Annotated in this window: 13 protein-coding genes; 6 read left to right on the top strand and 7 right to left on the bottom strand. The window is 48.8% G+C overall.

Annotated features, from left to right (window positions below):
- Positions 1-56: 56 nt before the first annotated feature.
- The 5 genes from FTO70_RS06450 to FTO70_RS06470 form a co-directional block, all read right to left on the bottom strand.
- Positions 57-2750, bottom strand: a complete 2694-nt coding sequence (locus FTO70_RS06450) for a HEAT repeat domain-containing protein (RefSeq protein WP_255334925.1) — start codon at positions 2748-2750, stop codon at positions 57-59.
- Between the two features lie 300 nt (positions 2751-3050).
- Positions 3051-4238 (bottom strand): argininosuccinate synthase, encoded by a 1188-nt coding sequence (locus tag FTO70_RS06455; protein WP_255334926.1) that lies wholly within the window; start codon positions 4236-4238, stop codon positions 3051-3053.
- A gap of 236 nt (positions 4239-4474) precedes the next feature.
- On the bottom strand, positions 4475-7687 hold the full coding sequence (carB, locus tag FTO70_RS06460) for a carbamoyl-phosphate synthase large subunit (protein ID WP_255334927.1): 3213 nt from the start codon (positions 7685-7687) through the stop codon (positions 4475-4477).
- On the bottom strand, positions 7687-8793 hold the full coding sequence (gene carA / locus FTO70_RS06465; RefSeq protein WP_255334928.1) for a glutamine-hydrolyzing carbamoyl-phosphate synthase small subunit: 1107 nt from the start codon (positions 8791-8793) through the stop codon (positions 7687-7689). The genes carB and carA overlap by 1 nt, the downstream gene beginning before the upstream one ends.
- Positions 8794-9135: 342 nt before the next feature.
- Complete coding sequence (locus FTO70_RS06470) at positions 9136-9375, bottom strand: hypothetical protein (RefSeq protein ID WP_255334929.1); 240 nt, start codon at positions 9373-9375, stop codon at positions 9136-9138.
- Positions 9376-9667: 292 nt separating this feature from the next.
- Here FTO70_RS06470 and FTO70_RS06475 point away from each other — a divergent pair, with 292 nt between their 5' ends.
- The 4 genes from FTO70_RS06475 (at position 9668) to mtaA (ending at position 14499) form a co-directional block, all read left to right on the top strand.
- The gene (locus FTO70_RS06475; RefSeq protein WP_255334930.1) at positions 9668-11107 is read left to right on the top strand and encodes a glycine betaine/L-proline ABC transporter ATP-binding protein; all 1440 of its coding nucleotides are present in this window, start codon (positions 9668-9670) and stop codon (positions 11105-11107) included.
- Complete coding sequence (locus FTO70_RS06480; RefSeq protein WP_255334931.1) at positions 11101-11931, top strand: proline/glycine betaine ABC transporter permease; 831 nt, start codon at positions 11101-11103, stop codon at positions 11929-11931. The genes FTO70_RS06475 and FTO70_RS06480 overlap by 7 nt, the downstream gene beginning before the upstream one ends.
- A 410-nt stretch (positions 11932-12341) precedes the next feature.
- A complete protein-coding gene (locus FTO70_RS06485) occupies positions 12342-13226 on the top strand; it encodes a glycine betaine ABC transporter substrate-binding protein (protein WP_255334932.1) in 885 nt (294 codons plus the stop codon).
- A gap of 241 nt (positions 13227-13467) precedes the next feature.
- A complete protein-coding gene (mtaA, locus tag FTO70_RS06490; protein ID WP_255334933.1) occupies positions 13468-14499 on the top strand; it encodes a methylcobamide:CoM methyltransferase MtaA in 1032 nt (343 codons plus the stop codon).
- Between the two features lie 337 nt (positions 14500-14836).
- Here mtaA and FTO70_RS06495 read toward each other — a convergent pair whose 3' ends face one another.
- Entirely contained in the window at positions 14837-15433 is a 597-nt protein-coding gene (locus FTO70_RS06495) for a flavodoxin family protein (protein WP_255334934.1), read from the bottom strand.
- A gap of 110 nt (positions 15434-15543) precedes the next feature.
- Positions 15544-16023: a hydrolase gene (locus tag FTO70_RS06500; RefSeq protein ID WP_255334935.1), complete on the bottom strand. Its 480-nt coding sequence runs from the start codon at positions 16021-16023 to the stop codon at positions 15544-15546.
- A 243-nt stretch (positions 16024-16266) separates the two neighbouring features.
- Between FTO70_RS06500 and FTO70_RS06505 the strand changes: the two genes are divergently transcribed.
- Together FTO70_RS06505 and FTO70_RS06510 are read left to right on the top strand one after the other, a co-directional pair.
- Positions 16267-17139 (top strand): tetratricopeptide repeat protein, encoded by an 873-nt coding sequence (locus FTO70_RS06505; RefSeq protein ID WP_255334936.1) that lies wholly within the window; start codon positions 16267-16269, stop codon positions 17137-17139.
- A 486-nt stretch (positions 17140-17625) separates the two neighbouring features.
- A complete protein-coding gene (locus tag FTO70_RS06510; RefSeq protein ID WP_255334937.1) occupies positions 17626-19572 on the top strand; it encodes an MASE3 domain-containing protein in 1947 nt (648 codons plus the stop codon).
- Positions 19573-19625 lie beyond the last annotated feature (53 nt).

Consider the following 19625-nt stretch of genomic DNA (forward strand, 5'->3'; position numbering starts at 1 on the left):
CGCTTCAATCTAACCCCCGAAAAACCTTTTGTCCAGACTACGCCAAGAAATCACATTTACTTGTTTTTAAAACGCAAAACAAGATTCTTCAATTCATAAATCTTGTCAGCCACAAGCTTCGGAACATTTGTTTCCATCTCATAAGTAGCAAGCATTGGAATTAGTGGAATAGCAACCTTCAGTTTCTGAGTCGTACTCAAAGGAGAATACAATTCGTAGAGAACTTCATCGATTTTTTCATTCATTTCAGGTATATCGTTTTTGATATCTTCTAGGTTTCTTTGGATCGTATCAAGATATTCCTGTGGATTTTGTAGTTCATCTACAGATTCTGTTAATCTATCAACTGAAACCCTTAGATCTTTAATCTCATTCAAAACTGGAGCTGTTTTTTCAGACACCTGTATGTCTATAATTTGTGGAATAAGGTTATTGAGAAGAGTATACTGCTTAACTATGTCAGGTTCTCCTAGAATCCTATCAATTCGATTGAGGATTGAGCTGTTTTCTTCAATTTTAGGAATGTACGATTTGAGAAGATTAACAAGGCTCTCAATTTGCATTTCTAGATATTCCTGACTCCCAATTTCCCATTTCTGAACTTCCCGACTGACAGCACATGCAATTTCTTCCGTATCAGTACCTTGAGATTCCCGGCACGCGGTCTTTGCTTTCTCCTGGATTTCTTCGAGTAGGGATTTTAGTTTGCGATCGAGGATGGGAAGGCCTTTTTTCAGTACTTGTGTGGCAGAAGGCGCTTTTTCTTCGGTATTTTTCATCAGTTCTGACGCTTGCTCGCAATATTCCCTATAATAATTAAGTTCGCTTTTCTTGGCTTCTAAGTCCATTTTTTCAAGCTTCTGAACTTCCTTTAATGCGTTGGCCAGATTTTGAACAGCTTCAAAGAGTAACCTTTTTTTCTCTGACCCCTTTACAGCATTTTTTGCTTCAGCAAGGTATCTGTCGATTTCGCCCTTAGGCGGCTGCTTTTCGGCACTGATTATCGTATAAAATGAACGGTAGAAAGGTAAGCAAAAGCTCGAAGGGTTGTAATAACCAGCTTCTTTAGTAGCTTTTTCAAAAAAGTTTATTGAATTTTCAAGTTCTCGTATGTATTCTTCTTCGTATCTAGATTGAGAGGCTTTGTAGATGGAAATTCTGCCAAGAGAATGATACGCATTGGCTCTCACATAGTTGCTTTCATCTGAAGTCAATCTGTGTAATTCTTCTAAAGCTTGTTTTTTGTCAGGTACATATTGAAAAGCAGTTCCAATTGCCCATGTTGTAACATTTCGTATCCTGAAATCTTCATCTAAGGTCAATTTATGTAAATCTTCCCACGCCTTTCTTTTATCAGGTATTTGTTGAAAAGCAGTTCCAATTACCTCTGCTGTTTCCCCCCGTACATTATAGTCGATATCTGAAGTCAATCTGTGTAAATCTTCCCATACCTGTTCACTGTTGGGTACGTATTGAAAAGCAGTTCCTATTGCCTTCGTTGCTTGGCGTCGAACATTATAGTTTTCATCCAAGGTCCATCTGTGTATATCATCCAATGCTTCGACTTTATCAGGTAAATGTTGAAAAGCAGTTTCAATTGTCTCCACTGCCTGCTCTCGAACATTCTCGTCTTCATCCGAAATCAATGTGATAAGATCTTCCCACGCTTGTTTTTTGTCAGGCATATATCGAAAAGCAGTCCCAATTGTCCCCGTTGCCTGATCTCGCACATTCTCGTCTTCGTCCGAAGTCAATCTGATTAAATCTTTCCACGCTTGTTTTTTGTCAGGTGCATATTGAAAAGCAGTTCCAACTGCCCACGTTGCCTGCTCTCGCACGTTATATTCTTCGTCCGAAGTCAATGTGATAAGATCTTCCCACGCTTGTTTTTTACAGGGAATGTATTGAAAAGTAGTTCCAATTACCACTGCTGCTTCCCCTCGCACATCATAGTCTTCGTCTGAGACTAAGTCGTGTAAATCTTCCCATGCTTGTTTTTTGCAGGGAATGTATTGAAAAGCAGTCCCAATTGCCGTTGTTGCCTTCCATCTCACATCATAGTCTTCATCTGAGACTAAGTTGTGTAAGTCTTCCCATGCTTGTTTTTTGTAGAGTACATACTGAAAAGCAGTTCCAATTACCTCTGCTGCTTGTTCTCTTACATAATCATCTTCATTTGAAATCAATCCGATTAAATCTTCCCATTCGTTTTTGTCAGGTACATGTTGAAAAGCAGTTTTGAGTGCTCTTATTGAGTGCTCTCTTACATAGTCGTCTTCGTCTGAAGTTAATCTGAATAAATCATTCCATGCCTGTTTTTTATCGGGTACATACTGAAAAACAGTTTCAATTTCCTCTACTACGCGCCATCGTACATCGTAGTCTCCGTCTGCAATCAATTTGATTAAATTCTCCCATGCCTGTTTCTTGTCAGGTACATGTTGAAAAGTAGTTCTAATTGCTCCAACTGCCTGCTCTTTCACATAGCTATCTTCGTCTGAAAGCAATCTGATTATATCTTCCCATGCTTGTTTTTTGTTATTTATATGCTGAAAAACAGTTTCAAGTATTCCGATTGCATGTTCTCTTACGATACTATCTTTATCTGAAATTAATCTGTGTAATTCTTCCCATACTTTTTGCTTCTCAGGAAGATTTCCAAAATTATCTCTCAGTTGCCTCAAAGCCATCATACGTTCACTGAGCTGTTCACTGCGGCATTTTTTATGAATCTCTTCCTGATCTATCAATTTGGTACCCCTTAAACCTTCTAACACTCCAAAATTAATAAACCATTCCTTTTTCCATCTTTCCTTCAAATTGTGATTGTTTTAGAGACATTCAATTACGCTTCATTTCAATTTCTCATCATCCATTAAGGAAAGACCGGTCGTCTTCGACGACCGGTGAGTGCCCCGGCTATCTAAAATAAGACATTGACTAACGGTTTTATGATTCACCTTAAAAACGAAACCGAAAAAGAGGACAAAAAGACCGAAACAAAAAAAGTGGGGCCTGTTCCTTAAGGGAACAGACAAAATAAGACGGATTTATTCCTTATCCATCACTTTCCTGTACATCCTCGCCTGGAACCCGTGATACTTCGCAAACCCTTCCGCATCCTGCTGGTTGATGGTCTGGCTGTCAAAAGAAACCAGGTCCTCAGAATAAAGCGCATTCGGAGAGCTGCGGGCAAGGATAGTAAGTGCGCCTTTGTAGAGCTTCACTTTCACTGTGCCTGTGACCCTTTCCTGGGACTTGTCGATGAAGGCGTTGAGGTCGGCAAAGAGGGGGTCGTCGACCAGGCCTGCGTATGCCATTTCGGACCACTGCTCTTCTACGGTCTTCTTGAACTTGAGTTCGCCGCGGGTGAGGATGAGTTTTTCAAGGTCGGCGTGGGCTGCGAGGAGGACGGTGGCTGCGGGGTGCTCGTAGTTCTCGCGGGCTTTTAAGCCGAGGACGCGGTCTTCGATCATGTCGGAGCGGCCGACGCCGTGGACTCCGGCGATCTCGTTGAGCATCTTGATGAGCATGTAGCCGCCCATTTCTTCGCCGTTTAAGGAGACCGGGACCCCGGAATTGAAGCCGATCTCAAGGATCATGGGCTCTTCGGGGGCTTTTTCTGCGGACTTTGTCCACTCGAAGATCTCTTCGGGGGGGACGAAGGAGGGGTCTTCAAGGCGGCCGCCTTCGATGCTGCGGCTCCAGATGTTTTCGTCAACGCTCCAGGGCTTGGACTTGGTGGCTTCGACGGGGATGCCGTGCTCTTTGGCGTAGTTGATTTCCCACTCGCGGGTCAGGTTCATCTCACGCATGGGGGCGATTACGTCCATGTCGGTCTGGCGGAAGACGGCTTCAAAGCGGAGCTGGTCGTTGCCTTTCCCGGTGCAGCCGTGGGCAAGGGCTACTGCGCCTTCTTTAATGGCTGCTTCGACTACCTTCTTGGCGATCAGCGGGCGGGCAACCGAGGTGCCCATCACGTAGCCTTCGTAGTTCCCGTTGGCTTTGATCAGGGGGAAGATGTAGTCCCTTACGAACTCTTCCTTTGCATCGATCGTGTAGTGCTTGTTGCTGATCTTCTGGGCTTTTGCGTCAGCCTTCCTGATCTCTTCCGCAGGCTGCCCGACATCGACCGAAATTGTGATTACTTCGTCGTACCCGTACTTTTCCTTGAGGATGGGGATGCACACAGAAGTGTCAAGCCCACCGGAATATGCAAGTGCTACTTTCTTTGCCATGATTCTACCCCTAATTAGTTTCGGATTAATTTCTGGTAATTGTCATTTGAAAAACGGTAATGGGTCTGTAATGAGTTTGAAAGTTAAAAATGATTTGCCGGCGGGCGGGTTTTGCCTTACTTTTTGCCTTGATTCCCGCCGTGCCGGCCTGTTATTCTGCTGCTTGTTATTTTGCTGCTTGTTATTTTGCTTTGGCTTGCTTTACTTTGCCTTGCTGTTCTGCCGTTGCCTGACGTTTACTGCTCCATCTCTTTGTGGTAATCGTTGATGGATTTGATGGTCAGTTCCTGGCCGTTCTTCATGGTCTCGATGGCATCGGCTGCAGCGCTTGCTGCCTGGATGGTGGTGATGTAAGGGACCTTGAAATCAACGGCTGCCCTCCTGATCCTGGAGCCGTCCCTGCGGGACTGCTGGCTGGTGGGGGTGTTGATTATCAGGTCGACTTCGTCCCTGCGCATCATGTCGATTACGTTTGGGCTTCCGTCGTGCACCTTCTTTACGGTGTCCATGAAGACTCCGTGGTCGGCAAGGTAGTTGACCGTGCCCCGGGTGCCCATGAGTTCGAGGCCTGCTGCCTGCAGTTTCCTTGCAATCTCTACCAGCTGGGGCTTGTCGGCGTTCCTGATGGAGAGGAAGACTTTGCCGGTCAGGGGGAGGAGGTTGTCTGCAGCAAGTTCTGCCTTATAGTAGGCCCTTCCGAAATCGTAGTCCACACCCATGACCTCGCCCGTGCTCTTCATCTCGGGGCCGAGGACCGGGTCTGCTCCGGGGAGCTTGTCAAAGGGCAGGAGGACTTCCTTGATCGAGACGTGTTTGGGTTTGGGCTCGTCGGTGTAGCCCATGGACTTCAGGCTCTGCCCGGCAATGGCCCTGGCTGCGATCTTTGCAAGGGGGATCCCGACGGCTTTTGAGACGAAGGGGATCGTCCGGCTGGAGCGGGGGTTGGCTTCGAGCACAAAGACCTTCCCGTCCTTTTCGGCCATCTGGATGTTGATGAGCCCTTTCACCTTCAGGCCGAGGGCGATCTTCCGGGTGTATTCCCTGACCTTTTCCAGGACATCTTCCGAGAGGGACTGGGGCGGGATTACACAGGCCGAGTCTCCGGAGTGCACCCCGGCTTCCTCGATGTGTTCCATGATTGCGCCGATCAGCACGTCTTTCTGGTCGCAGACTGCGTCAACGTCTATTTCGCAGGCGCCTTCCAGGAAGTCGTCGATCAGGATCGGGTGTTCGGGAGAGACCCTTACAGCCTCTTTCATGTAGCGTTCCAGGTCGGTCTCGTCATAAACGATTTCCATTGCCCGCCCGCCGAGCACGTAGGAGGGGCGCACAAGCACCGGGAAGCCGATCCTTTTGGCAACCTCGATGGCTTCCTTCTGGGAAGTTGCATACCCGCCTTCGGGCTGGGGGATGCCGAGCTTCTGCATCAGGACGTAGAACTTTTCCCTGTCTTCGGCAAGGTCCATGTCGTCGGGGTCCGTACCCAGAATAACGGTGTCCAGGTCGGTCCTGCGCTGGAGTTCCTTTTTCAGGGGGATTGCCAGGTTCACCGAGGTCTGCCCTCCGAACTGCACCAGGACCCCGTACGGCCTTTCCCTCTCGATTACGTTCATCACGTATTCCAGGGTAAGGGGCTCAAAGAAGAGCTTGTCCGAGGTGTCGAAGTCCGTAGACACGGTCTCGGGGTTGTTGTTGATGATGTGGGTCTCGATTCCCTCTTCCCGGAGCGCCGTAACAGCGTGCACGGTACAGTAGTCGAACTCGATTCCCTGCCCGATCCGGATCGGGCCTGCGCCCAGGATAAGGACTTTCTTCTTATCCGTTGGGTTGGTCTCGCAGGTGTCTTCGTAAGTGGAGTAATAATAGGGAGTTGCTGCCTGGAACTCGGCTGCGCAGGTGTCCACCATCTTGAAGGTTGCAACGATCCCTGCTGCGTGCCTGAGGTCGCTGATTTCCGCCCTGGTCTTCCCGGTAAGTTCCGAGAGGCGCGAGTCCGGAAAACCCATCTTTTTTACTTCGCGGAGGAATTCAGGAGTGAGCTCTTCGTTCCTTATGCGCTTTTCCATGTCCACGATTTTCTTTATCTTGGAAATGAAGAAGGGGTTTATGTTCGAAAGTTCCGAGATTTCCTTTATCGACATGCCCCTTTCAAGAGCGTGGAAAAGGACAAAGAGGCGCTCGCTGGTCGGGGTCTTGAGGAGGGTCTTGATCTCCGGCTCTTCCCAGCGTTTTATCCCGAGCTGGCTGTCGATGTCCAGGGACTTGAAGGCCTTGAGCAGGGACTCTTCAATCGTCCTGCCGATTGCCATGACTTCTCCCGTACTCTTCATGGCAGTGGTCAGGGTCTTGTCCGCGGTCGTGAACTTATCAAAGGGCCACCTGGGGATCTTCGTGATCACGTAGTCGAGAGCCGGCTCAAAAGAAGCCGGGGTATTTTTGGTGACATTGTTTACGATCTCGTCGAGCTTCATTCCGATTGCAATCTTTGCGGTTACGCGGGCAATCGGGTAGCCTGTCGCCTTGGACGCAAGGGCAGAAGACCGCGAAACCCTCGGGTTGACCTCGACGATGCGGTAGTCGCCTTCCTTTAAGGCGTACTGGATATTGCACCCTCCTTCGATCTTGAGGGCGCGGATGATCTTGATTGAGGCACTCCTGAGCATCTGGTGCTCGGCGTCCGTAAGGGTCTGGGACGGGGCAACGACTGCAGATTCCCCGGTGTGCACGCCCATGGGGTCAATGTTTTCCATGTTACAGATCACGATACAGGTATCGCTTGCGTCCCTCATGACCTCGTACTCGACCTCTGCCCACCCGAGCACGCTTTCTTCGATAAGCACCTGGTTGATGCGGCTTCTCCTGAGCCCGCGTTCCGTAATTTCCAGGAGCTCTTCTTTTGTGCGGGCAATTCCGCCGCCTGCTCCTCCCAGGGTGTAAGCCGGGCGGACGATCAGGGGCAGGCCGAGTTCCCCGACCACTTCTTCGGCTTCCTTTAAGGAATTGACTGCCCGGCTCAGGGGCACCTTTTCCCCGATACTGAGCATGGTCTCCTTGAAGAGTTCCCTGTCTTCCGTGTTCTTGATGGCTTCAACGGGGGTGCCCAGGATCTGGACTCCGTATTTCTCAAAGACCCCCATCTCCGCAAGTTCGCTGGTGATGTTAAGCCCGGTCTGCCCGCCGATTCCTGCAATGATCCCGTCGGGGCGCTCTTTTTCGATGATCCTTTCCACGATCCGGGCGTCTAAGGGCTCGATGTAGACCGAGTCCGCCATTTCGGGGTCGGTCATGATCGTAGCCGGGTTTGAGTTTACAAGGACTACTTTGATTCCTTCTTCCTTTAAGGACCTGCAGGCCTGGCTGCCCGAGAAGTCGAATTCCGCAGCCTGTCCGATTGTGATCGGCCCTGAGCCTATGAGCAGGACTTTCTTTATGTCTTCACGTTTCGCCATCAGAGCTCACCTCCGAGGGTCTTTACGACCTTGCCGAAGAAGACCTCCTCCGTGTCCATGGGCCCTGCCTGGGCTTCGGGGTGGAACTGCACGCTGAAGACGTCCAGGTCTTTGTGGGAGACCCCTTCCACGGTCCCGTCGTTTGCGTTGAGGTACTTTACGTAGAGCCCGGTCCCGTCAAGGGAGTCCGCGTCCACTGCAAAACCGTGGTTCTGGGAAGTTATGAACACTTTGTTTTCCACCAGGTCCTTTACGGGCTGGTTTCCTCCCCTGTGCCCGAACTTGAGCTTGTAAGTCCTTGCCCCCATGGCAAGGGATATGATCTGGTGCCCGAAGCAGATCCCGCAGACAGGGACCGTGCCTGCAAAGTGTTTGACCGCATTGATTGCGTCGGTCGCCTTTTCCGGGTCTCCGGGCCCGTTTGAAACAAAAAGCATGTCAGGCTCGTACCCTGCAATTTCCGAGGGTGAAGCCGTTGCAGGGACCACCGTGAGGTCGATCCCCCTCTTATTCAGGTTGTTTAAGATATTGCGCTTGATCCCGAGGTCGATTACCACCGCGTGTTTGGGCTTTCCGCTGCCCTTCCAGGCCCCTGCTGCCCCGGGGATAAAGTAGGGTTCCTTGCAGGTCACAAGGGAGATAAGTTCCTGGTCCGTTATCTGCGGAAAGTTCCTTGCCACTTCTACGGCCTCTTCCCCATCGTCACTCCCCGTAATCAGGGCTGCCCGCATGGTCCCGCGTTCCCGGGTCTTGATGGTAAGCATCCGGGAGTCCACGCCTTCGATCCCTGGCTTTCCTTCATCCTCTAAAAATTTGTGGATAGAACGAGTAGATTTGTAGTGGTAGGGGTTTTTGCAGGCTTCACGGACCACAAGTCCCTCCGCGTGGATATTGTCGGACTGGACGCGCTCCCCGCTTATACCGTAGTTTCCGATAAGGGGATAGGTGAACATCAAAAGCTGACCCTTATACGAAGGGTCGGTTAGTGCTTCCTCATATCCCGTGAATTGAGTGGTAAAAACAAGTTCGCCGCATGCTGTGCCTTCGGCACCAAAACCGGTGCCCTTAATAACTGTTCCGTCTTCTAAACCTAGTACTGCCTTCATCATCTGAACCTGCGAGTAAATGTCATAAGACATGTATAAGTGTTGCGATGCCTTTAAGAGTCTAAGAACTTCTAATTATTTTATGGGTTTTTTAATATATATAATTTTTAATGATAATTTTTAATGAAAAGTTTAAAGAATATTTTAATGAAAATTTCCCTTTTTGTGCATTCCTGCTAAAATCCCTTTTTCCCTGTCTTCTTTTTCTTTCTTCCCCCTTTAATTCTCCCTTCCTTTTCTCCCTTCCTTTTCTCCCTTCTTATTCATCTATCTTAATCAGTCTACCCACTTCCTTTCCTTTTATGCCCTTCACCTCTTTTCCCCTTTCTGGCCCGGGTATTTTTATTTCAAATACATTTTTAATATATTTATTCTGATGTACGGGCACTCAGACTCTTCAGCCTGAGGTACTCCCCTTATCCCGGCCCCCTTACCGTCGGAATTTCTGTGTGTTTCGGGGGCAGGTGGAGGTTCCAAGGATATGCCATTAAGATGTCTCGGATATTTAACAAATCCTACTTTTTTCATAATATCAATTATGTATTTGGAGAAATTATGTGTTAATATTGTGATAATTTTCATATTTTAAGCTTCTTCTACCCGGGCTAATTTATGCTAATTTCTCCGGGCGGAAATTCAGTTAGTATATTAAATTTTCGCAAAAATATTATATATAATTGGCCGACAATAACTTGTATTAAAGAAGTTTGTACTAACAGGAAGTTTGCTCGAATTTTTTTCATGATAATTTTCTTACGTATCATGATAATTTTCTACATAGCCGCTTCGGTCATACCGGGGTATTATTGTGAACAAAAATGTGAAACTAGAAGTACGAAATATAACCAAAATTTTTGGTAAGAACCCCCAGAAAGTGATCTCCCTTCTTAAGGAAGGGAAATCCAAAAGTGAAATTTTTGAAAAAACGAAACAGACCATCGGGCTTAACGGCGTCAATTTCGAAGTCTACGATGGGGAGATTTTCGTCATAATGGGGCTTTCGGGTTCCGGGAAGTCCACTCTTTTACGCTGCTTAAACCGCCTTATCGAGCCAACTGCCGGGGAAATCCTGATTGACGGGCAGGACATCACGCAAATGAGTGCGGAAGAACTGCGGAATACTCGCAGGACCAAACTCGGGATGGTGTTCCAGAACTTTGCCCTGCTCCCCCACAGGACCGTGCTCGAAAATGTGGCGTACGGGCTTGAGATCCAGGGAATCCCGAAGGATGAACGCTATGAAAAAGCCCGGGAAGCCCTCGAGACCGTGGGGCTCAAAGGCTACGAGCAGAGCAAAATAACCCAGCTCAGCGGAGGCATGAAGCAGAGGGTCGGGCTTGCAAGAGCCCTTGCCAACGACCCGGACATCCTGCTCATGGACGAGGCCTTCAGTGCCCTTGACCCCCTGATCAGGAGCGACATGCAGGACGAACTGCTCTCCCTTGAAGACCGGGTGCAAAAGACCATCATTTTCGTTTCCCACGACCTTGACGAAGCTCTCAAACTGGGGGACAGGATAGCCCTTATGAAAGACGGGGAAGTCGTCCAGATAGGGACTCCCGAAGAGATCCTGACCGAGCCTGCCGACTCTTACGTATCCAGGTTCGTTGCAGGGGTCGACAGGTCAAAGATCCTCACCGCCGAATCGGTGATGAAGCGCCCCGAGCCGTTTGTCTCCCTGAGCTCCGGCCCCAGGGTTGCCATGCAGCTTATGAAGGAGCGCGGGATATCCTCTATCTATGTAGTGGAAGGAAAGAACCGGCGCCTGATGGGCATTCTCATGATAAATGACGCCCTTGATGCCATGAAAACAGGAAAAAGCCTGGAAGCCGTGATGATTCCCGTAATCCCCCGCGTGCCTCCTGACATGCCCTTAAACGAAGTAATCCCCCTTATCGCAGACAGCCAGTACCCCCTGGCCGTGGTCAACGACGCCGGAAAACTGCTCGGGATCATCGTCCGCGGCAGTGTGCTCGGAGCACTTGCAATAGCCGGGGAAACCGAAGAAACCGGCGGGCCTGAAGCTCCTGACCTTGAGGAAACCGTGCGCACCGGGAAAAATGAAGGTGAAGCCGGCCCCCCGGACCCGGAAAGCTCCGGCGGCCTCAACGGTATCATTGACAAAGACAGTATCAATAAGGGCATTATTGACAAAGGCCCTATCGATAAAGGCATTATTGATAATGTCATTGGAAGCGGGCCTGCTCCTGAAGTAGAGGCCAGAAGTGTGGCTCCTGCTCCGGAGGTGGGGGCCAGAACTGAGGCTCCTGCCAGGCCTGAACTTAAGGGCGAGCTCGAGGTGAAAACATGGTAATTCCGCGGATTCCTATCGGAAATACCGTTGAATTTGCGGTTGACGGGATCGAAACACATTTCGGGGCGGTCCTGGACCTCGTAAGCGACCAGCTTGATTTTCTCATCTCCGCCTTGAAAGATGCCCTGCTTTTCCTGCCCCCCGAACTCTTTATCGTGGGCATTTCCCTGCTAGCATACTTTGCAGGAAGGCGCAACATAAAGCTTGCAGCCGGGACTGCATTCGGTTTTTTCCTTATCGAGAACATGGGGCTCTGGGAGCTCTCGATAGAGACGCTTGCCCTTGTGCTCTCCTCTGCCTTCATGGCCCTGCTTATCGGGGTCCCCGTAGGGATCCTCTGCGCAAAAAACGCCGTGATTTACCATATTGTAAAACCCTCGCTTGACTTCATGCAGACCATGCCGTCTTTTGTGTACCTGATCCCCGCTTTGATCTTTTTCGGGCTCGGAAACGTCCCTGGCATGATCGCAACGGTTGTCTTTGCCATGCCCCCTGCAATCCGGCTCACCAACCTGGGGGTCAGGCAGGTTCCAAAAGAGTTGACCGAGGTTGCTGACGCCTTCGGCTCCACGGGCTGGCAGAAACTTGCAAAGGTCGAACTGCCTGTGGCTCTTCCCACCATCATGGCCGGGATCAACCAGTGCATCATGCTCTCCCTCTCCATGGTGGTCATCGCAGCCATGATCGGAGCCCGCGGGCTCGGGTACCAGGTCCTTTTCGGGATCCAGAGGATAGACATCGGCCTCGGCTTCGAAGCCGGGCTTGCCATTGTCATAATTGCGGTCGTCCTTGACCGGATCACCCAGCACCTCAGCCCGAAATAAAGGGAAATAAAAGTGGCAAAAAGGGTTCGTGAAGGAAGGAACAGGGAGGAACACCCCCTCCCCCTCCGGAACTGCAATTTTAAGGTTAAACGGTTCAAAAACCACCCTTAAAAAGCCACTTTTCAAACCCTATCACTTTTACAGGGATTCCTCCTTCCCCCGATTTCACCTGTGAAGGAGGTCCATCATTTATTCCAAACCCCTCGTAAAAACCTTCCATATGTAGATAAGGAAATTAAAATTAAAAAAATTAAGAAATTAAAAAATTTAATAACTTAAAAATTAAACTTCAAAAATTAAAATTAAAAAAATTAAAAAAGTCATATCAAATACCGGTTGTGAATATTTTGATCAGGACAAAGAATAATCCGAACATAAAAAAGCTCGGATCAGTTTTAGTTATATGTTTGATGCTCGGGCTTGCCCTGTTTGCGGCAGGCTGTGCTGAGAAAGGAGACGAAGCGGCAGGAGCGGCAGAAGGGGCAGAAGCTGCGCATGCCGGAACAGGGCCTTCGGAATTCGATGAGAAGGTGAAGATCGGCTACGTCCTCTGGGACGGGGAGATTGCAAGCACCAACGTCATGCAGCAGGTGCTTGAAGAAGCTGGCTACGAAGTGGAAATAATTGCTGTCGATGCCGGCCCCCTCTACCAGGGACTCGCTGACGGCCAGTTCGACTTTACCACCTCAGCCTGGCTTCCCTACACCCACAAGAACTACTGGGAAACCTACGGGGAACAGCTCGACTCTGTCCAGACTAACCTGGAAGGATGCAAGATCGGACTCGTTGTGCCTTCCTACGTGGCCATCGACTCCATTGAAGAACTCAATTCCGAAAAGGAGAAGTTTGACGGCAAGATCATCGGGATCGACCCCGGAGCCGGAATCATGCAGGCTTCCGAAACCGCAATTTCCGGGTACGACCTGGACATGGAACTGGTCTCAGGCAGCGGTGCCGCAATGACTGCCACCCTGAAAAAGGCTGTTGATTCCGAAGAATGGGTTGTTGTAACCCTCTGGTCCCCCCACTGGTCTTTCAACCGCTGGGACCTCAAATACCTTGACGACCCCAAAGGCGCCTACGGCGACGCCGATCACGTTGAAACCCTTGCAAGGCTCGGCCTCGAAGAAGAAAAGCCCGAGCTCTACGGCATCCTCACCCGCTTCCAGTGGACCCACGACGACATCCAGGCCGTCATGATGGACATTGAAAACGGCATGACCCCCGAAGAGGCTGCCTCAAAGTGGGTCGAGAACAACCCCGAAAAAGTAAACGAATGGATCGGAGAGGAGTAATTTTCTCTTCTCTTTCCCTCTCTATTTTTTATTCTGATTTTTTAGCTCATCTTGTCTTTTAGCTCATTTTACTTTTAGCTCATCTCATCAAGCTCTTTTATACGACACCAACTCTCAATAATAACAATGTAAATAACAATGTAATATAGTAGCCACCATGCTAACAATGTAATATAATAGCCAGCACAAATAATAGCCAGAGCAAATAAGGCCAGTAAAAGACAATAACCCGGTCATTTTTATGGAAAAACCGTATTTCAGGAAAGATCTGCTCAGCACCCTCGAAGGCAAAACCCCTGCAAGGATACCTGTAGGCACTTTTACAACCGCACCCGTGCTCGACCTTATGGACCTTAGCGGGGCAGCCCGCCCCGAGGCTGACAGCCAGCCCGAAAAGATGGCAGTGCTTGCTTTTTCACAGTATGCCAACGCTTCTTTTGAAACCCTCAGGTACCCCTTTGACACGGTTGTGCTAGGAGAAGCCCTGGGCTGCACGATTGACCCCGGCACGAAAGCCAGGACCCCGGCTGTGCTCAGCGGCCCCCTGGACAGTTCCTCCGTGGTCCCCGAACTGCCTGCAGACCTGCTGGAGAGGGGCAGGATCCCGGCTGTCCTGCAAGCCACGGAAATCCTCAGGGAAAAAGCCGGCTCGAACCTTCCCCTCATCGTGGGCATGGAAGGCCCTGCAGACCTTGCAACCTACCTCTGCGGAGCCACCCGCTTCCTTAAATGGACAATCAAAAGGCCCCATATTATAACGAGGCTGGTAGAACTCTGCACCGACGCCTGTATACTATACGCCCGGGAGTGCCTGAAAAGGGGAGCCGATGTGGTCGTCATAGCCGATGCCGTCTCTTCCCCTGACATGATTTCCCCTGACGCCTTCAGGAGCCTGATAAAGCCCGGGATGGCCAGGATCCCAAAAGCCCTCGGAGGTGGCAAAAGCGTGCTCCACATCTGCGGGGCTGCTGACAGTATAATATATGATATGGCAGAGTGCGGGTTTGACGGGCTCAGCCTTGAGGAAGGCATAAAAGACCTGAAAAGCGCCGTGCATACAGCCCATGAAGCCGGAGCAGCTGTAATCGGAAATGTCTCAACGTCCCGGACTCTCTTTGCCGGGAAGCCGGAAGATGTAAAGAGAGAAGCCTTTGAGTGCCTGCAAATGGGTGTCGATGTGCTTGCTCCGGGCTGCGGGCTTGCGCCGGAAACCCCGCTGAAAAACCTGAAGGCTCTGGTGGAAGCACGGAATGAGTTTTGTGGGAGAAAGTGAGTTTTGCGGGAGAAAGTGAGTTTTGCGGGAGAAAGTAAGTAAAAAATAACCGAAATGTCAAAAATGATAAGTGGTTTCAGGGCCACGTTTGTTCGTTCTGCTTCAGGTCGAACCCCATCTTCTCACCGGGCGCCGAAGGCGGCCGGCTTTTCCCTGAAAAAATCCTGGAAGATGCAGAAATTATTCCCAAAGCATCAGTTTCAAACTTCTCACTTCTCACTTCTCATTCCAGACGATGCTTTCAGTTTTTGACTGTATCAGATGATTGCGTCCGGGCTTTCTGCAGCACTTGAACTCAAAAATCAACCTTTCTTCGGAAGATTCCCCCTCCACCGGCTTAGCGAAGAGCTTCTGCAAGCTTTTCCCCGCTCTCAAAGGCCTTTTCGAGCAATTCTTCATTCTTTGAAACCGCACCCTTCGCAAAGCACCTGGTAGCAAGGAATTTTTCCAGCACCTCATAACCCAGGGCTTCAAGAGGCATTCCGAGGGCTTCGAGCGTAAAGCCCATTTCTTCAAGTTTCTCCTGTTCGCAGACTGTAAACACAAGGGCCTTTCGTCCCTGGTCTCCAAGCTTGCTTGAGTAGGGGCCCGGGCGTTCTTCAGTGAAATTGTAGTAGGGGTAGAGCCTGTCGATGAAGGCTTTCATCGGAGCGGTTACGTTGTAGTTGTAGGTTGGAGAGCCGAGGATCAGGCCCTTAGCTTCCTCTATTTCGGGATAAAGGAGTTCCATCCCGTCGTGGAACCGGATGCAGGTCCCGGCTTTCCTGCAGGCTTCGCAGCCGATGCAGGGCTCGATCGAATATTCCCTTAGAAGGACTTTTTTCGCTTCAGCCCCTGCCGATTCCGCCCCTTTCAAAAAGTTGTCGAGCAGGATATCGGTATTCCCGCCTTTTCGGGGGCTTCCGCTCACTCCTAGAATTTTAACCTCATTCATCTTATTACCCTTCATTGTATCAGGGATTACGGGTTAAATAGGTTCGGGAAATGGCTATGTAGAAATCCTCAACCAGCACAGGTTATTCCGGAGTAAAAAGGAGTCATTGTTCAGACTTCGGCAATAATCACGACATAATTTTTCCCGTATTTCCTTGCACATTCGGGACAGGTGGTATACCACATATACCATTTCTTGATTGCAAGCTCCTGGCTTTTTGCGTAGGCTTCAAAGTCCCTGCACCATTCGCCAGTATTTTCGAAATCCCCCTCATACACTTTGCTCAAAAACTTCCCGCTCAATGTTACGTTTTCGGCGCCCTCAACCTCCCTATCAACAGCCAGGTAGAGGTCCATATTGCTTTCCGAGGTGTGGTCCGACAAACAGAGCCAATCCGGGATTTCCGCACCAGCCCTTGCAACTTTCTCGTTCATCCTGATTATCACCTCCGCAAAGTTCAGAGGCACGTAAAGCTGAGTGGAGACTGTATCCTTGATGAACCTTTTATTGTTCCATTCGAAGACTTTTCCGTCCCAGGGTGTGGGATCAAATCTGGGGCAACATTCCGGACTTTCAATTTCGCTGCTCATATTTTTCACCTGTTAATTAATAACTTCAGATATTATTTCAGGATTTGGTTTCGGTATCTTTCAGTGATCCTGTTCTGGACTCAGAACATTATATATTATAAAACTCCACATATTTATCCGGATAATTTTCTCAGGCTTAAATGGAAATTGATCTGATAGTTCTGGGAAAATCAGCTCTGGAAAGATCGCTTCCGAGAACACTAATTTTGATTCTTCTTACTGTTGTGGATATGAGGCAAAAAAATGGCAAAAATGGCAAAAACGCTTAAAACCCTTGAAAAATCCGCCGAGGAAAGCTCCGGCAAAGGCAGGGTCTTTTTCGAGATGGGCAAGTATGAAGAAGCCCTGCAGGCTTACGGGGAAGCCGCTGAGACCTGGAAAGAAATGGCAGACCTCCTTTTCGAAAATGGCAAAGAGGAGAGCGCAAACAATTTACTTGGAAAAGTCTTTAAAACAGAGTCCTGCCGTGGGATGGCTTTTTTCAAGCTAGGAAACTACGAAGAAGCCCTGGAAGTCGTTGACAAAGCTCTGGATCTGAACCCTGAAAGCCCAACCGAGTGGTCCAACCGGGGTTTTGTGCTCTCGGCCCTTGGCAGGAATGAAGAGGCGCTCGAAGCTTTTGATAAGGCGCTCTCCCTTGACCCCGGGTCCCCGAAAACCATGACCAGCAAAGGCGTGGTCTATTTCAGGATGGGACTTCCTGAAAAGGCCCTTGAGACCTTTGACGAAGCCCTGGCAATGGAGCCCAAAAAAGCTTCGGACTGGGCCTGCAAGCTCCCCAGGTTCAGCTTCTTTTCCCGGAACAAGGCTCCCCTCATGAGGCCCGACAACGCCGAGACCTGGTACTGGAAAGGCCAGGTATTTACCGAGCTCGAAGATAAAGAAAAAGCCCTGGACGCCTACAAACACGCCCTCGAAAGCGACCCCGACCACCTGAACTCCCTCTTCCGGGGCGGAGAACTCCTCTGCGAGATCGGGGAATATAAGGAAGCCTTCAAGTGCTACGTGAGGGCGCTGAAACTCAGCCCGGGGAACGAGGCTGCAAAGGAAGGAAAAGAGCTCTGTGAAGAGAAAATAAACGCGAAGCTTGAGGACGAAAATAAGGGTGAAAAGTGAGACAGAAATTTTACCCGAGTTTCCAGACTAATTGAAATGAGCTTCTAACAATGGAAAATGTAAAAACAGATAGCGGAAGCTATGCTTTAGATCGGAATTGCAACGCAGTTGAAAACTTAAATACCTTTCAGAATCAAACTTGCATTCTTTCCTGTTTCAGTGATGTACAGGTTTCGATTTGATTCCCTGATTTTTATGACCATGTCACCAATTTAGAATTTACTTCGTAAATATCATGCCCAAATTATTTTGTGGCAGTTCCTTAGATTCTAAACTACGTTTCTATAGTCTATAATATATATAAATTTGATAATAATATCTATGACTTTTTGTGATCTCATTTACACATAGGTAGTCAATCATTACCAGGCTGATATTTTGATAATAATCAGCATGTTGTCAAATTCGATGAATAAAGGAGATTCTGGGAGTGTCAATTTGTGAATTTACAGCAAATTAGATACGTTGTCCCTTAACCGATGACGAATGAAAGTCATTTCGGAAAACCGATATCTTACATTTGTCGGGACAGCACTTTTTTTCATAGCATGCCTCGGTTTTTTGCGCGCATTTTCATATGAAAGAATAGGCGTGTTTCCAGGGTACGGGGCAAACCTCCCTGCCCAGCTCTGGATTTCTATAAGGTACCTGGGCGGTGTATCCTTTTTTGTAGCCCCTTTGCTCCTGACCAGTGCTGCACTGGATGGGAAAAGGAATGTAAAAACCGCGGGCAATGACCGGTTTGCCCGGGAAGTTTTTCTTGTATATGCTGTTATTACGGCTGCTCTCCTGCTCTCAATCTTTCATTATGGGAACTTTCCGGCCTGTTACTTAAAAAGCTGTGGGCTCACTCCTTTTAAAATATACAGTGAGTATTTCATCTCTTTCTTATTCATAGGCTCGCTGGTGCTCCTGTACCGAAAAAGAGACAGGTTCGAAAAACATGTTTTCAGGATACTCACAACAGCGATAGCGTTATCAATCCTTGCTGAACTGGCTCTTACCCACTATACATATACTGAGGAGTTTTTCAATTTTATCGGGCACATTTTTAACGTCCTATCTTTTTACCTGATATATATCGCAATCGTGGAAACAGGCTTCGACGAGCCCTGCAGCCTTCTTTTCAGGGAGCTCAAATTCAGGGAAGAAGCTTTGCAGAGAGAAACTACTTTCCTTAAAGATGACCAGGGAAGAATTTACAGGATGCTTGGGGTAGAGAAATGTACACCTGCAGGTGAACCTGCAACTGAGGACCTGCAAACAAAAGCGGAACATTACAGCTCATTGGTGCAGAACATCCAGGGGCTCATTGGCTTCCGGCTTGACGAGAAAGGTGTTCCGACGTTCTTTGACGGGGCTGTAGAAGAGATCACGGGTTACAGTAAAAAAGACTTCATTTCAGGAAAGGTGAAGTGGACCGAAATAGTCGCACCTGAAGACCAGCCCCTCATTTTTACAAACATGAAAAGGGCAGAGTCCACCTCTGGTTCCCCTCTTGAGCTGGAATACAGGATACGGAGAAAAGACGGGGAAATAAGATGGGTCAGGGAAATTATGCAGCCTCTTTCAGGAGATTCCGGAACCCCGGGGAAATTCCAGGGCTTTGTTCATGATATCACCCAGCGTAAAATGGCTGAAGAAACCCTTTCCAGGACAGAGAAAGCCCGCATAAAAGAAATTCATCACAGAATTAAAAATAACCTGCAGGTGATCTCCTCGTTACTCAGCCTCCAGGCGGAAAAGTTCAGTGATAAGGAAACCCTTGAAGCCTTCAGGGAAAGCCAGAACCGTGTAGCTTCCGTGGCTCTGATTCATGAAGAGCTTTACGAGGGAAAGGATATGGAGACCCTTGATTTTGCGTTTTATCTCCGCAGGCTGACCGAAGACCTTCTCAGCTCATATACCGTCGGAGACAGGGAAATTGACCTGAAACTGGACCTTGAGCAGATTTATCTGGGAATGGATACCGCAGTTCCTCTCGGCATCATCGTAAATGAGCTGGTTTCGAATTCCTTAAAGCATGCTTTCCCCGCAGGAAAGAGTGGAGAAATCCGTATAAGCCTTTCAAGAGCGAAAGATTACGAAAGAGAATGTGGAAGCAGCAGTTCCGAAGTAGAACGGGACATCGAAAAGGGTTCAAAGAGCATAGAAAGGGGTGAAAAGGACATCGAAAAGGGTTCAGAGAGAAGATCCTGTGAAAAGGGTGAAATGGGTATGGTAAGGTGTTCTGAGGATGAAAAGGACCTGCAGTTTACGCTGGTTGTAGCCGATAATGGAAGGGGCTTTCCTGAAAATATCGATTTCAGGAATACGGATTCCCTCGGGCTCCAGCTTGTAAGCATTCTTGTAGAACAGATAGATGGGAGCATCAAACTTAACAGGGATGCAGGAACAGAATTCAAAATCAGGTTCAGAAAGGTGGGAAATTGAAAGCAAAGACAAAAACATAATCTAAGTTACGTTGGCGCACCCCGCTGCAAGTA

The sequence above is a fragment of the Methanosarcina sp. KYL-1 genome (assembly GCF_024372725.1).
Classification (GTDB): Archaea; Halobacteriota; Methanosarcinia; order Methanosarcinales; family Methanosarcinaceae; genus Methanosarcina.

What these genes read in the sequence shown, in the direction of transcription:
- mtaA (WP_255334933.1), top strand. Translation starts at nt 13,468, where the DNA reads ATGGAAAAACCGTATTTCAGGAAAGATCTGCTCAGCACCCTCGAAGGC.
- FTO70_RS06470 (WP_255334929.1), bottom strand. Translation starts at nt 9,375, where the DNA reads ATGAAAATTATCACAATATTAACACATAATTTCTCCAAATACATAATT.
- FTO70_RS06485 (WP_255334932.1), top strand. Translation starts at nt 12,342, where the DNA reads ATGCTCGGGCTTGCCCTGTTTGCGGCAGGCTGTGCTGAGAAAGGAGAC.
- FTO70_RS06500 (WP_255334935.1), bottom strand. Translation starts at nt 16,023, where the DNA reads ATGAGCAGCGAAATTGAAAGTCCGGAATGTTGCCCCAGATTTGATCCC.
- FTO70_RS06455 (WP_255334926.1), bottom strand. Translation starts at nt 4,238, where the DNA reads ATGGCAAAGAAAGTAGCACTTGCATATTCCGGTGGGCTTGACACTTCT.
- FTO70_RS06495 (WP_255334934.1), bottom strand. Translation starts at nt 15,433, where the DNA reads ATGAATGAGGTTAAAATTCTAGGAGTGAGCGGAAGCCCCCGAAAAGGC.
- carA (WP_255334928.1), bottom strand. Translation starts at nt 8,793, where the DNA reads ATGAAGGCAGTACTAGGTTTAGAAGACGGAACAGTTATTAAGGGCACC.
- carB (WP_255334927.1), bottom strand. Translation starts at nt 7,687, where the DNA reads ATGGCGAAACGTGAAGACATAAAGAAAGTCCTGCTCATAGGCTCAGGG.
- FTO70_RS06510 (WP_255334937.1), top strand. Translation starts at nt 17,626, where the DNA reads ATGAAAGTCATTTCGGAAAACCGATATCTTACATTTGTCGGGACAGCA.
- FTO70_RS06505 (WP_255334936.1), top strand. Translation starts at nt 16,267, where the DNA reads ATGGCAAAAATGGCAAAAACGCTTAAAACCCTTGAAAAATCCGCCGAG.
- FTO70_RS06480 (WP_255334931.1), top strand. Translation starts at nt 11,101, where the DNA reads ATGGTAATTCCGCGGATTCCTATCGGAAATACCGTTGAATTTGCGGTT.